A 14,278-nucleotide genomic window follows, 5' to 3' on the forward strand; every position below is an offset into this window, starting at 1 on the left:
ACTTTCAAATCGTATTCTTCTAGTAACTCTCGAATTATTGCTTCTTTTGCTGTTTCACCAAATTCAATAGAGCCACCTGGAAAACGATAAAATGATTGGTTCTCATCACATTGAACAAGTACTTTAGAATGATCTTCATTTAAAATCATTGCTTCAACGCGTAATTTAGGCATTTTCATTTTGTCTCTCCATTCATTCCACATATGATTAAATCCAATAGCTATAAAAGAAAAGATTAAGCATAATTCCTGTTATTATTAATAATGGAACCGTTCCTAAAGAAATGACATATTCCCTTGATTCTTTATCAAATTTCCATTCCATATATGATTGAAAGCAGTATAAAGTTATTAAAAATAAAATGGGTAAATTACTAATATAAATAGGATTTAAAGTGGCACATATCATCGTAACAATTATATAACAAATGATAAGAACCCTAGTGCCCCATTTATGAGAGGTGTTTACATATTTACTATTCCAATCAGTTTGTTTCGGTATATTTAATTTTTTTCTCACTACTTTTTCCAAAACAACTAAAAATATAATCCATACTATTAATAAAATTCCTTTAACTAAAAGCAGTGATGTCTCCTCCTTTTACCTTTTATCCGGCTGATCACTCGGATACGTAGAATCCTCTTTGTTTTCAACATCCCAACTAATTATTGTCGCACTATCTCGCCCAAATTGATGATGAACGTGTTCTAAAACATTGTGAACATTTTCTTTAAGCTCTATATTTTTTTCATTCATATCGTTATATAGATTTAATGGTGTTTCATAACGGCGTTCCCCACATTCTAATACCCCATCTGTCACCATTACAATTCGATTGTTACCAGTACGTAATTCACGAATTCCTGATGAATAGCAAGGAACGGGTAAATCAAATGTATTTACATTACCAATCCACTCGTAAAAATGACGTTGATTTAATGTGTATTGACCTAATTTATGTAATTCATCATGAAATACATAAACTAAACAATCTCCAATAGATAACCACCATATATAATTTTCTTTTCTTACACAAAGTAAGCAAGCTGTTTCACCTTTAACCTTTTGGCACTTTTCTTTAAATGAGAAGGATTGAAAAATCGTAAGTATATGATTTTCAACTGATCGAAATACTGTTTCAATTGGTTCATTCATAATTAATTTTATATTTTCATATTCTTTTTCAATTGTATGTACTACTAAATCAACACTTTCTGCGCTATTATGTCCGTCTAAAATAGCTGCGAATTCCCAATCACCATTTGACCAAACTAACGCACCGTCTTCATTCTTTTTTGCTCCGGCACTTATATTCCCGCCGTATTTACCAAGTACAATGTCACCATATTGCTTAACTGAGATTTCTCCTAAACACATTTCCGTATTTCCAACCCATGAATATTGTGTATTATTTGTTGTATGCATACTCATTTACCATATACTTTCGTATTCTTTCACATAGTTTTTTTATTTCCTCTGAATCTCCATATGGTGCACCAGTCCAATTTGCTACTTCAGTCGGTGACCAAAACTCTTTTGGTGTATTCGGATAACGCGGAATAATGTGCATATGTAAATGTGGTACACCATTACCTGAAACAAAAGTGTAAATATGTTCTGCACCTTCGCTTTCTTTTAGCGCTTTACTTACTCTACTAGTTATAAGGCCGAATGCTTTCGCCTCATCTTCATTTAATTCAGCAAGACCAGGAACATGTCTCTTTATATCAATCATTACGTAACCAAGATATGTTTCTTCTGTATCCCAATGGACATGTCCAACGTATATGAGATCATCTTCATAAATAGCACTGTCTTGAACTATAATGTTTCCTTTATGTTTTTCGCAAATGAAGCAGTTTTTTTCTACTTGATTGTTTATTGACATATCCATCACCATCCTTTTCATATATAATATCATAAAAAAAGGAAAAATAGGTTTTATATTCCGAAAATTCAATCTCTTAAAATGAGATCACATTAAAATAATTTACAACTCATTATTTCTTCAAAATCGTAATCCCCATTCCAACTGCAATCCCAACCGCTATTCCGATTGCTATATTATCAGTAAATACACCAGGAACTACGCCGATTACAACACCTATAGCGACACCAATTGTCATAGCATCATTTTTTTTTTTATTTATAGACAAAATTGCACCTCCTCCCATCATTTCTCCCTATATAATATCTATTTACATAAACGTGGTAATATCCTAATATTTTTGCTGTTTCGCTTGAATATTTCCCAAAGATGTACTTTAAATATATTACTTTTCCATTTTCCGTACATACTCCTCTTATTATGAAAAATTTTTCAAGAAACCATTAAATATACATAGGCATTTACTATAAGAAAGAYCAGTAATTYATYKAAGGAGGAACRATTCAWATGTATYCTCATTGGAATCCAAATWTAAATCAWCAATATGYTTACTCSCCCCATMCWGYAARGAATACACTGCATTATGAKTCGCAATACATGATGCAGCGCATTGCAAGCCAATTARCTAAATTRATCTYWTTAATCGAAGAAAAYAATCAWTTAATAAMATCAATGGAACAACAGCAAAACCAAGTTTGTGCACCAGCTGGAGGTTCTGTTATTGTTCGGATGTAATTCGAATTCAAAAAACACACTTTTTAGTATAAAGTGTGTTTTTTGAATTATTTTCTTTTTGTATAAAACCCTTGCGTAATTCGGTCTAATATAATCGCAATCACGACGATAGCTAGTCCAGCTTCAAATCCCATTCCGATATTTACTTGTGTTACAGAGCGATATACATCGACGCCAAGTCCTGGCGCTCCTACAAGTGAAGCTGTTACAACCATTGATAACGAAAGCATAATACTTTGATTCACGCCAGCCATGATCGTTCCGGTTGCGAGCGGTAATTGTACTTTAAATAATTTTTGTGATGCGGTAGAGCCAAACGCATTCGCAGCTTCAATTAAATCTTCTGGAACTTGTCTAATTCCTAAGTCTGTAAATCTGATTGTCGGTGGCATAGCAAAAATAACGGAAGCAATAATGCCTGGTACGACGCCTACTCCAAAAAATGTTATCGCGGGAATGAGATAGACGAATGCCGGCATTGTTTGCATAAAATCTAATGTCGGTTTTAAAAATTTTGAGAAACGTTCATTTTGAGATGCTAAAATGCCAATGGGAATTCCGATAATAATTGAAATAATAACTGACGTAAGTACGAGCGCTAATGTTTGCATCGTTTGTGCCCAGTAGTTAATATTTAAAATAAATAATAATCCGATGAGCGTAAAAATGACTAAAGATAATTTCCTCGTTGTGTACCAAATGAGGAAACATAAGATGATAATCATCACTATGGCTGGTATTATTGTTAAAAAATTAGTGAGTAAATCAACAAATCCACCGATAATATAGGAGAATCCTCGGAACAAGCCTTCAAAGTGCTCATATAAACTTGCAACAAATGAATCGACCCATTCGCCTAATGGAATGCGCGGAATATTATTCATCGTCTTTCACCTCTTCCTCAATGTTACCTGCAAGAGCTTGAATGACACTTTCACGTTTAATAATTCCTCTCAACCTTTTCTTTTCATCAATTACGGGTAATGGATATTTCATCTCCGCCATTTTTGCATACGTTTCTTCCAGTAATGTATCTAGATAAACGTGTGGAATATCGTTAAGTAATAAATCAGCAATTGGCCATTGTTTTTTCATTGCTTTACTTGCATCATCCGCTGTTAAAATACCTAAAAACTCATACTTTTTGTTCACAACATATACCGTAGAAACACCTGCATTTCTCATAATTTGCAGAGCTACACGCGGCCCACGATCGATTAATAACGTTTCTGGTCTTTTTAAAATAGATTCTGCCGTAATTACTTTTCCTAAATTCACATCCGCCACGAATTTCTCTACAAATTCATTTGCAGGGCTCATCATAATTTCTTCCGGTGTTCCAATTTGGACAATTTCTCCATCTTTCATTAATGCGATACGATCACCAATTCGAAGAGCTTCATCTAAATCATGTGTAATAAAAATAATTGTTTTTTCCATTTTATCTTGTAACTCTAACAATTCATCTTGCATTTCTTTTCGAATTAGTGGATCTAATGCACTAAATGACTCGTCCATTAGTAATACATCTGGATTATTCGTTAGTGCCCTTGCAATTCCAACACGCTGCTGCATACCACCACTAAGTTGACTAGGGTAATTATCTTTATGATGATCGAGTCCTACTAACTGTAGCGATTCTAACGCCTTATTTTCTCGTTCCTCTACTGGAACTCCTTGAATTTCTAACCCGTACGCAACGTTTTGTATTACCGTACGATGTGGAAATAAAGCAAACTTCTGAAAAACCATACTCATTTTCGTCCTTCTTACTCTTCGCAATTCTTCTTTTCCCATYGTTGCGATGTCTTCACCATCTATGTATATATGCCCSGCTGTCGGTTTRATTAATTGATTTAGCATTCGAACTAGCGTTGATTTCCCACTACCAGACAAACCCATAATAACGAAAATTTCTCCAGTGTATACTTCAAACGTTGCCTTTTTCACACCAACGTTCATTCCTGTCTCCTTTAAAATTTCCGATTTGCTTTTTCCTTCTTTTAATAAGGTAAGCGCTCGTTGCGGATGTTTCCCAAAGACTTTTGTTACATTTTCAACACGTACCTTTGTATTATCCATGTCACTACTCCTTTTCTACCCATCTATTTACATAGTGTTGCGATTTTACAGAGAAATATTACATAAAAATGACATATATAAGATTTCTTTAAAAATTCTTGTTTCCGTTCATAATAAGAAGGTTCACTTATAGATTAATTTATAAAAAGCAAAAGCTTCACAGGAGGTTTTGAATGCGAAAAAAAATATGGATTATAAGTCTGTTACTATTTATTAGTATGATTTTCACTTCTTGTAATGCAACAAATGCAAATTCGAAAGGAAAAATTAAACTTGGTGTAACAAGTTGGAAAGAAAATATCGCAACCGCAAATATGTGGAAAGTTTTATTAGAAGAAAAAGGCTATAAAGTTGAACTCATGTATTTAGAAAAAGCTGCGATATGGACTGGCGTCGCACGTGGTGATGTTGATGCGAATCTAGAAGTATGGCTTCCTGTTACAGATAAACCATTAAATGCCCGTTACAAAGATGACTTCGTCTTAAAATCAAAATGGTATGAAGGTACTGGGCTTGGTTTAGTCGTCCCTTCTTATGTGAAAAACGTTAACAGTATTGAAGATTTAAATGCACATAAAGATGAGCTAGATAATAAAATTGTTGGGATTGAACCTGGTAGTAGCCTAATGAATTTAACGAATAAAGCAATGAAGGAATATGATATAAAACTAAAACTTGTCCAATCTTCAGAAGCTGCGATGATGAGCGAACTAAAGAAGGCATATACGAAAAAGAAACCAATTGCTGTTACGCTTTGGAATCCACATTGGGGCTTTTCAGAATTTGACTTAAAATATTTAAAAGACCCTAAGAAAGTATATGGTGAAAAAGATGACATTTATTACTCAGTTCGTAAAGGTTTCGAAAAAGATCATCCGGATATTGTGAAATACTTTGATCAATGGAAAATGAACGATGAACAACTTGGTACGTTAATGGTCATGTTAAATAAAACGAAAGATCCAGAAGAAGCTGCTCGAAAATGGATAAAAAAGAATCAAGCTTTAGTTGATGAATGGATAAAAGAATAAAGAATGACAAAAACAGGCTAGAGAATTTAGTATATTCTCTAGCCTGTTTTACGTTATTTTTTCTCAACAACTGCATCAACAATTCCATATTCCTTCGCTTCTACTGCCGTCATAAAATAATCTCTTTCTGTATCATGAGCTACCTTTTCTACTGGTTGCCCTGTTCGATCAGATATAATTTTGTTAATATCATGTTTTAACTTTAATATTCTTTTTGCTGTAATTTCGATTTCTGTTGCTTGCCCTTTTACACCGCCAAGCGGCTGATGAATCATGATTTCACTATTAGGGAGCGCAAATCTTTTTCCCTTTGCGCCAGCTAATAGTAAAAGTGCACCAAACGATGCTGCAAAGCCCATGCAAAGCGTTTGCACATCTGGTTTAATAAGATTCATCGTATCTAATATTGCAAATCCTGCTGTCGTTGAGCCGCCAGGACTATTGATATACAAGAATATATCTTTCTCCGCGTTTTCTGCTTCTAAAAATAATAATTGTGCTACTACACTGCTTGCAACTTGATCGTTAATTTCTGAACCAATCATAATAATTCGGTCTTTTAATAACCTTGAATATATATCATAGGAGCGTTCTCCTAATTTCGTTTGTTCTACTACGTAAGGAATTGCATTCATATTRAATCCCTCCAATAATTGTTATGCCGCACAAAGCATACAACTGTAGGAAGAAGGTTTTTTCATACTGAATAATAACACTGGTTGTATTGATGGTAACTTTGTGAAATCTATTGTTGGGAGAAGTTTCGTCAACAATTCCGGTCTTTCTTCACGAATAGAAGTTACAACAATTTCAACATCATCCGTGTACTCCACTATTTCAATACCCTCTTCACTTACAGTTTTCAGCCTATTTCTACTCCTAAATAATGAAGCTTTCACTGCACCTTCCGATACCGAACATACTTTAGCAATATCAGCGATACTATATTGAAAAATATCTTTTAATAATAAAATCGTGAATTGTTGTACATTTAATGAAGATAAAACTTTACCTACCATCTCATGCAAATCTGCAATTTTTTCATATGGTTCTTCAAATGTAATTTGCTGTGCTAACTTTTCTTGAACGGATTTTGATTTCATTTGATCTAACCATTGATTTCGAGCAATTTTATACAGAAGCGTTATACAAATTTTCTTCTCACTATACTTTTGAAGAACTTTGCAAATTGCTTCTTGGGCAAGGTCTTCACCATCCCATTTGTTTTTTGTCAAAAACGTACAGTATCTTTTTATCTCTGCATAATTTTCAATTAAAAAATTTATATTTGAATGATTCATATCGATATGATTCTTTAAAACCTGAGTTACTTTTGTGCACAAAATAACCACTCCTTTTCAGCGCTTACTTAATAAACGATTGAATAAATAAAAAAGTTACGGGGCTTATAATWAATTTTATGTTTATGTTCATGAATACGGGTCATAAATATGTTATATAGCATTTTACATGAGGAGGAATCAATTTGCCAAAATTAACAGTTGAAGGTACTGGAACTTTTGATGTTGAGGAAGGGACGAAATTAGTATTAGCGCTTGAAGATAACGGTGTACATATTCTCCATCGTTGCGGCGGCAAAGCAAGATGTACAACTTGTAGAGTTGAAGTCATTGCAGGTGATTTTTGTGAGGCGACAAATGATGAAAAACAAGCTATTACGGAAAAAGGAATTGAAGACCACTTACGATTATCGTGCCAAATGCGTGTACATAAAGATATTACCGTTCGCCCTATACTTACAGTTGAAAATTCCGGTTTAGATGCTGGAYCACGCCCRGCGGAGTAAAATGATGAATTTAAAACAGCTTGCAGGCGAATATGCTGCTGGCTTTGTAAGAGATGGTATGACGATTGGACTTGGTACGGGTTCAACCGTATATTGGACGATACAAAAGTTAGGTCACCGTGTACAAGAAGGGTTATCTATTCAAGCTGCACCGACATCAAAAGAAACTGAAGTATTAGCAAAACAATTATCTATTCCGCTAATCTCTTTAAATGAAATTGATATACTTGATCTCACAATTGATGGAGCAGATGAAATCAATAATGATTTACAATTAATAAAAGGTGGTGGTGCATTACTTCGCGAAAAGATTGTTGCCACCTCCTCTAAAGAACTTATTATTATTGCAGATGAATCCAAACTCGTTTCACATTTAGGTACCTTTCCACTTCCTATTGAAATCATCCCCTTCTCTTGGAAGCAAACTGAAAAGAGAATTCAATCTTTAGGATGCGAAACGCGTTTACGTATGAAAGATGGTGGACCATTTATAACTGATAACGGCAATTTAATTATTGATTGTATTTTTCMAAACAAAATATTGAATCCAAATGATACACATACAGAGTTAAARATGATTACCGGTGTAGTTGAAACAGGATTATTTATCAATATRACGAGCAAAGCGATCATCGGAACAAAAAACGGTATAAAAGAATATTAAGCATTTTAAAGGCTGACTTTTGCAAGTCAGTTTTTTCTTTTATAGCATTACAGTATGATATACTATGAAAACACATTCATATCACACTAGAAAGGGCTGAACAATTTGCAATCCAAACTCATAACAGAACTTACAGATTTAGAAACTGCCTTTCACATTCGAAAAGAAGTCTTTGTAAAAGAACAAGATGTCCCACTTGAAGATGAATTCGATACATATGACCAAATTGGCGAGGCATGCAAACATATATTAGTTTATTATAATGAACTTCCTGTAGGAACTGGCCGTATACGATTCGTTGACGGAATGGGTAAACTAGAAAGGATTTGTATTTTAAAAGACTATCGCAAATACGGATTAGGCAAAGTAATCATTCAAAAGTTAGAAGAGATTGCTCGTAACAAAGAAGCAAACAAAGTGAAACTACACGGTCAAACACAAGCTGAAGGGTTTTATGAAAAATTAGGCTATCAAACTTCTTCCGACGTATTTATGGAAGATGGAATTCCACATATTCTTATGACGAAAGTGTTATCATAATAGAAAGATTACTATATGATTCTACATTATGTATTCGTATAGTAACCTTTCTGTAGCTTATTCGTTTGAAAGTCTYTTTGATGAATATTCTAGATTAATACAAAAAGACGACGCTGAATACGTCGTCTTTTTTATAAGCAGAAAAGTTAACTCTCAAACTTCCTTTTTTTGCATCAAAGCCCATCATCTTTCATTTCATTTTGAGGTAAAGCTTACACTTTTTTCCATAAGGATAAAGCAAAAATCCAGTTTGGATCCCCATGTCCTTCATAATTCTGGACTGCTTCATACACTTTTCCCTCGTGTAAAACTCTATCTTCCTTTTTATATGCTTTCTTTGCATCCCAAGCTTCATATGAAGCGCTTTCAGTTTTTGTAGTAATTGTGAACGTATCACTTTGTACGGATTCATTTCCAACTACATCCACTGCTTTCACTGCATATTTATAAGTAGTATTAGCGAGTAAATTTTTATCCATATAAGAAGTCGTATTGGATGTTGCAATTTTTTTCATTGTTCCTTCTATTTCTCTATAAATATCGTAATAGTCTACTCCAACGTTATCATCAGATGGGCTCCACATTAGATCCACACTTGACGCTGTTGTTCCCATGCTATGTAATCCTTTTGGTTGTGTTGGTGCTTCTGTATCAGGAGCTTCAACTGTTGTTTTCACTGTAAGCGCTGTACTTTCTTTCGATACATTGCCAGCTGCGTCAATTGCTTTTACAGTATAAGTGTATTCTGTGCTTGGTTGTAATTTCTTATCAATAAAATAAGTGCCTGGTACTGTGTCAATCATCTCTCCGTTACGGAAGATTTGGTACCCTTTTACTCCTACATTATCCGTAGAAACGTTCCATGTTAGTTCTATACTATTCGCTGTTACTTTTTGCGCCTGAATTCCATTTGGAATACTTGGCGCTTCTGTGTCTGGTTTCACATTATTGATGAGATTYACATCAATTACATTATAAAACGCATTTGCTGTATCAGCTACATCCCATACAGCTAAAATCACATGATATCCACTACGGTCAGTAGGTACATTGATTTTATGAGTTAAATTATTTGAAGCTGCAGAACCATCATGTTGTACAGTGCCAATTGGCTCAAAGTCTGCTCTTGTTAGTGCTTTATTTGGATTCCATCCTTTTTTTGTAATATAGTAGTGCCATTTGCTTGTTAAGTGAGGTGCTGTATACTTCCAAGTAAATGTATTTTCCCCACCAGTGATTGTATTTTTAAACCAACGATTTGCTGTTTGTTGATCTAAAATACCGCCAAATTTTCCACCTGCAGAAGCGATTTGCCCATCAACTGGGCCACCTTGTGGGAATCCTTTTGAAGCTTCTAAACTTTGTGGTTCATACATAACACTTCCGCAGTTTACATTTAGAGCACCATAAGTTGGACTACATAAAGCTGAACGGCTACCAGGCTTTTCAACAAAGCCGTGCGCGTATGCATTTTGAGGAATAAGTGTCGTGCTGATAATTCCAGCTGTTAATGCAACAGCTCCTATACTTTTTTTGTTCATTTTCAAGTTTTGTAGTTGTTTTAAAAATCGATTATTCATGTTCCTGTCCCCTTCTTGTTATACTTCGTAGTGTAATGTGGGCTTTGATGTAAAAGAATAACAAGAGTCAATCTTATTTCGTGTATGCGTAAATATGCATACACCGTCGTAAAGAAACATTTCATTTCTTGTGAAATATTTCACTTATGGAATATATCATGACATAGTAATCACCTAAATGTGTGCAGAAGTTGTGCAGAAACAGTGAAATTACTACTAACACGTAAAACTACATCCTAAATTTATAAAGTAAAAGTGAGCAATAGAAATTGTAGTACTTGTAATGAAAAATTTTAGGTATATATATGGATGAATTGCACCAAGTCGTCTTGAAACCCTTCATCGTTAACTTAAAACGCATGGCAATGTGAGATCACATTATTTTAAAACAACGTGCCATCTCCATTTTCCATATATCTTTCTATCAATACTTTGAAATTACTTATCACTTGTAAACATTTCCGAATCCGTCAATATAGTTTCATAAAACTTATCATATTCTTCACTGTATTGAAGTTTTAACTTTTCTATTAAACTTGTATCTGGTGAAACAATGTCAATAACGTCTGTACTTATATACAATAAATAAGTATCGTTATAAAAAGAAATATACGCTTGCTGACCACCATTAACGACATACTTGCAATACTTATATACTTCATCTTCATGTACACCTTTAATCGTAGTAAATATGATTGTACTTTCAAGATCATCAACGTCTACTTTCGTTTCTGYCCAATTCTTAATCTTCATGAACCTTCCAATTTTTGTTTTCTCATTTATTCTCTTACTTTTACCATATGTTATRTAACCGGAAATAAATGAAACATCAATYGYATCAGGACTTTTAAAAAGTTCAGTCAAAATCCCTCTTAATCCTCTCAAATTACCCTCAAATAATTCTATATCGAATCTAATTCTATTTTTCGCCTCCACTTGAAAAAATGGTGTAGCTGTCATATCAGCAAAATTTACATCTAGTATTTTCATTCTTTCCATTTCATCAATTCCTCGCTTCATATAACATAAAAGTGTCTATATCATTTAATATAGACACCCTTTCACATGTATAGTTTTAATAACGGCTTGTAAATTTAAAAATTTCATCAACAGCTTGCTTATACCCACCTGATTTTCGGAAAGACTCCTTCATATTCAAAACAGTTTCTTTGAATGAAGAGTTATTTAATACTAGATCTACACTCTCACGTAGTTGACTCTCCGTTAATCCTTGCATTTGCAATTTAACTCCTGCCCCGAGACTCTCCACTTGCTTTGCGATTACTGGCTGATCTGCACTTTGCGGAATTACAACGAGTGGAACACCGTTATATATCCCTTCATGCGTACTGTTCATACCGCCGTGTGTAATAAATAGTTTCGTATATTTGAGAAGTTCAGTTTGTGGTACATAGTTTTTCACAATGAAGTTTTTAGGGATATTACCTAAATCACTTATTTCCGTTTTGTTGCCAATAGACATAACAATTGTATGCTTACTATTCTCGAACGCCTTCATACAAAGTTTATAAAAATCAAGCGCTTCATTAAAAACAGTACCTAATGAAATGTAAATCAGGCTTTTTTCTTCAATTGAAGTGTAATCAAAACCTTCATTTTTCACTTGTGTAGAGATAGATGGACCCACAAATTTGAATGTTTCATTAAATGTATCCCCAAAAGGTTGGAACTCCTTAATTGTATACACAATAGTAAGTGAAGCTGGATTACAGAAAACTTCATACGGTGAGTTTATATTAACACCATATTTTTCTGTAATTCCATTCGTTAAGTTTTCAAAATCATTATGTATTCTATCCTGAACTTCCAGTGGGATATTTTTAGAAAGATGGTCTAACATTTGTTTAAATGATTTTTCATCTTGTGCAAAAGATGTGCATGAATTTATGGCTGGAAGATTAAGAATTTGGGCAATTAAGCGGCCACAGCCAAACATCGAATCATGAATAATATAATCAAAATGTTCACCTTCAATTTGTTCTAAAACACTAGGTATTACAACATCCGTTGTATGTAGAAGGCCGTTTATTCTTTCCTGTAAATAATTTCGACCACCGGAAAGAAATGCTTGTATAAATTTTTGATCATCAATCGTTCGTACAGTAGCACCTGTCTTCTCAATACGCTCCCTGAAMGCCTCTATTGAAAAATAAACTACCTCTTCACCGCGAGAAATCAGTTCTTCTACAACATGTAATGTTGGATTTATATGTCCTTCTGATCCAGCGTTAATGAATAAAACACGTGCCATTCAAAACACTCCTTAAATTTTAAAATTTCTATGTTGTAAAGAGTATGGATACTTTCCATACTCTTTACGGAGTTATATGTATCATTTTCCTGCTAAATTGACCTAGCRAGCCTAAAMCCRAGATCATCTATATGAAATGTAGGATGRCTACGACGGCGACAAGTGGCACCGCAACCTCTAGCTGCTTCAGCCCAACTACCACCACGAAAAATGCGGTATGACCCGTACACTGTTTCATCATACAAATCATAACACCATTCCCAAACGTTCCCTAACATATCATATACTCCCCATGCATTCGGTTCTTTTTTACCGACCTCATGAATTTTCCCATCCGAGTTTTTATTATACCAAGCTATCTTATCAAGTTCTCCATATGTATACCCAGTAGTCCCTGCTTTACATGCGTATTGCCACTCTGCCTCAAATGGTAATCGATAGCCCTTGGATTCTACATTACAACTAACCTTTTGGCCGTCATCACTAATAGAATAATACTCTGTTTCTCCCAACTTTTTAGAAAGTAAATTACAAAAAGCGATTGCATCATTCCATGAAATATTTACAACAGGTTTATTACCATTTTCATTACCATTTAGTGCACGATTCGTAATCGCGTAATATAATTCCGCTGTTACAACATACTTTGCAAGAAGAAATGGTTTTATTTGAACTTGCCATTCTTTTTTTATTCGATCATCTCTTAATTCTACTTTTCCTGCTGGAATTTTCACCATATTAGAATCAACCGGGCCAATGAATCTATTCAATCCTATCCCCCCATGTTACTTCTTTTTATAATCTAACTATTTATGGTATCATGCTTCTCTAAAAATAGTCTTACTTCATTTGAAGATTTTAAAATAATAACATCTGTATCCTTACTCAATTGATTTAGCCTCTTTAAAATTGAAGGGCGTTTCGTTTTAGGATATTCCCATATCCATTTAAAAAATTGCAAGTCAAACCTTTCTTCACATCCAGCACCCAGATCCGGTCTTGTTTTATTACGATATTGCACAATTCTTTTAAAAGCACGATAAACACATATTGTTCTATGAATATCAAGGAAGATAATTGTATCAGCAAAATAAGTAATAAATATAATTTGAATTGAAAGCATTACATACCAAATTGATTGTAGTTCTGCTCTCGTTAAAATGTTTTGCTTATAATATCCTTTAAAAATTTCACTTACAATTTGTAACCATTTCCCTCTTAATGTTTCATCACTAAATATCTCACTTAAAATACTTGTACAGCAATAGCATAAATCGAATACTCTAACGTTTTCTTCTAGAAGCTCAAAATCGATAAACCCTTGAAAATCACTTTCTCTAAAGATTACATTTGATAAGTGCATATCGCGATGAATAATTTGTTTCGGTAATGAGTGAAYCGTTTCCTTRAAAGTTGTATGTATTTGATCCATTTTTTGAATTACATCCTGATGAACATGCTCATTCTTTACTAAATTCGGTAAAGCCCATTCGTATACCACTTTATATAACTCTCTTTTTATTAACTCGTTAGCACTATTCACTGAATTTAGTTCGTGATGTAAATTAGCCATTTCCTCTCCAATTGTGCTTCCTAGCACTTTTAGCTTTTCTGTATCTTTGATTTCTAGTACACTTCCGGCAACATATTCGTACAAACAATAATTCTTCTCTTTATAC

At 33.9% G+C, this 14,278-nt stretch carries 17 protein-coding genes and 3 pseudogenes; 5 read left to right on the plus strand and 15 right to left on the minus strand.

Going from position 1 to position 14,278, the window contains the following annotated elements:
- The 5 genes from AC1DJR_RS04630 to AC1DJR_RS04650 all read right to left on the minus strand — a co-directional run.
- A partial coding sequence (locus tag AC1DJR_RS04630; RefSeq protein WP_477002115.1) for an NUDIX domain-containing protein occupies positions 1-203 on the minus strand: 203 nt, incomplete at its 3' end.
- 4 nt (positions 204-207) lie between these two features.
- Positions 208-531: a DUF4181 domain-containing protein gene (locus AC1DJR_RS04635; RefSeq protein WP_088033605.1), complete on the minus strand. Its 324-nt coding sequence runs from the start codon at positions 529-531 to the stop codon at positions 208-210.
- 69 nt (positions 532-600) lie between these two features.
- Positions 601-1,431 carry a PP2C family serine/threonine-protein phosphatase gene (locus AC1DJR_RS04640; protein ID WP_429688606.1) on the minus strand — a complete coding sequence of 277 codons (831 nt, stop codon included), beginning with the start codon at positions 1,429-1,431 and terminating at the stop codon, positions 601-603.
- Positions 1,409-1,909, minus strand: coding sequence for an HIT family protein (locus AC1DJR_RS04645; RefSeq protein ID WP_429688607.1), 501 nt, complete (start codon positions 1,907-1,909; stop codon positions 1,409-1,411). The genes AC1DJR_RS04640 and AC1DJR_RS04645 overlap by 23 nt, the downstream gene beginning before the upstream one ends.
- Positions 1,910-2,000: 91 nt before the next feature.
- On the minus strand, positions 2,001-2,174 hold the full coding sequence (locus AC1DJR_RS04650; RefSeq protein ID WP_429688608.1) for a glycine zipper domain-containing protein: 174 nt from the start codon (positions 2,172-2,174) through the stop codon (positions 2,001-2,003).
- Between the two features lie 221 nt (positions 2,175-2,395).
- Between AC1DJR_RS04650 and AC1DJR_RS04655 the strand changes: the two are divergent.
- Positions 2,396-2,623, plus strand: a pseudogene (locus AC1DJR_RS04655) (hypothetical protein).
- Between the two features lie 47 nt (positions 2,624-2,670).
- Here the strand turns inward: AC1DJR_RS04655 and AC1DJR_RS04660 are convergent.
- Together AC1DJR_RS04660 and AC1DJR_RS04665 are read right to left on the minus strand one after the other, a co-directional pair.
- On the minus strand, positions 2,671-3,507 hold the full coding sequence (locus AC1DJR_RS04660) for an ABC transporter permease (protein ID WP_002127727.1): 837 nt from the start codon (positions 3,505-3,507) through the stop codon (positions 2,671-2,673).
- Entirely contained in the window at positions 3,500-4,705 is a 1,206-nt protein-coding gene (locus AC1DJR_RS04665; RefSeq protein ID WP_002013036.1) for a quaternary amine ABC transporter ATP-binding protein, read from the minus strand. Before AC1DJR_RS04665 ends, AC1DJR_RS04660 begins: the two co-directional genes overlap by 8 nt.
- Before the next feature lie 173 nt (positions 4,706-4,878).
- Here AC1DJR_RS04665 and AC1DJR_RS04670 point away from each other — a divergent pair, with 173 nt between their 5' ends.
- On the plus strand, positions 4,879-5,736 hold the full coding sequence (locus AC1DJR_RS04670; RefSeq protein ID WP_002085124.1) for a glycine betaine ABC transporter substrate-binding protein: 858 nt from the start codon (positions 4,879-4,881) through the stop codon (positions 5,734-5,736).
- Positions 5,737-5,789: 53 nt separating this feature from the next.
- Here the strand turns inward: AC1DJR_RS04670 and clpP are convergent, their stop codons facing one another.
- Together clpP and AC1DJR_RS04680 are read right to left on the minus strand one after the other, a co-directional pair.
- On the minus strand, positions 5,790-6,371 hold the full coding sequence (gene clpP, locus AC1DJR_RS04675; protein WP_429688610.1) for an ATP-dependent Clp endopeptidase proteolytic subunit ClpP: 582 nt from the start codon (positions 6,369-6,371) through the stop codon (positions 5,790-5,792).
- A 21-nt stretch (positions 6,372-6,392) separates the two neighbouring features.
- Positions 6,393-7,079 carry an RNA polymerase subunit sigma-70 gene (locus AC1DJR_RS04680; protein WP_429688611.1) on the minus strand — a complete coding sequence of 229 codons (687 nt, stop codon included), beginning with the start codon at positions 7,077-7,079 and terminating at the stop codon, positions 6,393-6,395.
- Positions 7,080-7,222: 143 nt separating this feature from the next.
- On the opposite strand from AC1DJR_RS04680, the gene AC1DJR_RS04685 reads away from it, so the two are divergent.
- From AC1DJR_RS04685 to AC1DJR_RS04695, 3 genes are all read left to right on the plus strand, one after another.
- Entirely contained in the window at positions 7,223-7,543 is a 321-nt protein-coding gene (locus AC1DJR_RS04685; RefSeq protein ID WP_477002116.1) for a 2Fe-2S iron-sulfur cluster-binding protein, read from the plus strand.
- Positions 7,544-7,547: 4 nt separating this feature from the next.
- Positions 7,548-8,207 carry a ribose 5-phosphate isomerase A gene (gene rpiA / locus AC1DJR_RS04690; protein ID WP_477002117.1) on the plus strand — a complete coding sequence of 220 codons (660 nt, stop codon included), beginning with the start codon at positions 7,548-7,550 and terminating at the stop codon, positions 8,205-8,207.
- Between the two features lie 105 nt (positions 8,208-8,312).
- Complete coding sequence (locus tag AC1DJR_RS04695; protein WP_429692406.1) at positions 8,313-8,747, plus strand: GNAT family N-acetyltransferase; 435 nt, start codon at positions 8,313-8,315, stop codon at positions 8,745-8,747.
- A 212-nt stretch (positions 8,748-8,959) separates the two neighbouring features.
- Here the strand turns inward: AC1DJR_RS04695 and AC1DJR_RS04700 are convergent, their stop codons facing one another.
- From AC1DJR_RS04700 to AC1DJR_RS04725, 6 genes and pseudogenes are all read right to left on the minus strand, one after another.
- Complete coding sequence (locus AC1DJR_RS04700; RefSeq protein WP_429688614.1) at positions 8,960-10,327, minus strand: lytic polysaccharide monooxygenase; 1,368 nt, start codon at positions 10,325-10,327, stop codon at positions 8,960-8,962.
- A gap of 438 nt (positions 10,328-10,765) precedes the next feature.
- Entirely contained in the window at positions 10,766-11,326 is a 561-nt protein-coding gene (locus AC1DJR_RS04705) for a phosphatase (RefSeq protein ID WP_477002118.1), read from the minus strand.
- A 76-nt stretch (positions 11,327-11,402) separates the two neighbouring features.
- Positions 11,403-12,599, minus strand: coding sequence for a macrolide family glycosyltransferase (locus AC1DJR_RS04710; protein ID WP_429688615.1), 1,197 nt, complete (start codon positions 12,597-12,599; stop codon positions 11,403-11,405).
- A 92-nt stretch (positions 12,600-12,691) separates the two neighbouring features.
- On the minus strand, positions 12,692-13,369 hold the full coding sequence (locus AC1DJR_RS04715) for a formylglycine-generating enzyme family protein (protein WP_429688616.1): 678 nt from the start codon (positions 13,367-13,369) through the stop codon (positions 12,692-12,694).
- A 32-nt stretch (positions 13,370-13,401) separates the two neighbouring features.
- Positions 13,402-13,686 (minus strand): annotated as a pseudogene (locus AC1DJR_RS04720) (P-loop NTPase family protein); the annotation flags it as partial.
- Positions 13,687-14,278 (minus strand): annotated as a pseudogene (locus AC1DJR_RS04725) (phosphotransferase enzyme family protein); the annotation flags it as partial.

The sequence above is a fragment of the Bacillus sp. 05T31 genome, assembly GCF_056396725.1.

Bases quoted from the DNA above. Each gene is read 5' to 3' on its own strand.
- clpP (WP_429688610.1), bottom strand. From the start codon at position 6,371: ATGAATGCAATTCCTTACGTAGTAGAACAAACGAAATTAGGAGAACGC.
- AC1DJR_RS04670 (WP_002085124.1), top strand. From the start codon at position 4,879: ATGCGAAAAAAAATATGGATTATAAGTCTGTTACTATTTATTAGTATG.
- AC1DJR_RS04645 (WP_429688607.1), bottom strand. From the start codon at position 1,909: ATGAAAAGGATGGTGATGGATATGTCAATAAACAATCAAGTAGAAAAA.
- AC1DJR_RS04640 (WP_429688606.1), bottom strand. From the start codon at position 1,431: ATGAGTATGCATACAACAAATAATACACAATATTCATGGGTTGGAAAT.
- AC1DJR_RS04650 (WP_429688608.1), bottom strand. From the start codon at position 2,174: ATGGGAGGAGGTGCAATTTTGTCTATAAATAAAAAAAAAAATGATGCT.
- AC1DJR_RS04660 (WP_002127727.1), bottom strand. From the start codon at position 3,507: ATGAATAATATTCCGCGCATTCCATTAGGCGAATGGGTCGATTCATTT.